Source organism: Bacillus sp. SIMBA_026 (assembly GCF_046535335.1).
GTDB classification, from domain to species: Bacteria; Bacillota; Bacilli; order Bacillales; family Bacillaceae; genus Bacillus; species Bacillus velezensis.
Genome location: NZ_JAWRWX010000248.1, coordinates 1 through 264 on the forward strand (window position 1 = coordinate 1; position 264 = coordinate 264).

At 60.6% G+C, this 264-nt stretch carries 1 protein-coding gene; it reads right to left on the reverse strand.

Going from position 1 to position 264, the window contains the following annotated elements; all coding sequences use genetic code 11:
- Window positions 1-191, reverse strand: a 191-nt coding sequence (locus tag SB847_RS21360) for a glycosyltransferase (RefSeq protein WP_410578660.1), incomplete at its 3' end; no start/stop codon positions are given.
- Between the last annotated feature and the right edge of the window lie 73 nt (window positions 192-264).

Here is a 264-nt window from a genome sequence, read left to right on the forward strand (position 1 = left end):
GCGGCATGGAAGCCTTCGATGAGCGACCATGTCCGGTCGTGCGAACCGTCGTCGACGAACGTCACACCGCTTGCGCCGTCAATGATGCCGTCGCGGCTAAGCCGGTCAAGCAGGATCGTGAGCCGGCGTACCGTCTCCGGCAACACGGCTTCTTCGTTGAAGCAGGGAATCACGAGATTGAGCGCGACCATACCCACCCCGATATCGTTACGCGTACGTTGCGGTCTACGTCGTCACGAGGCGCTACTGATCCGTGCATTATGG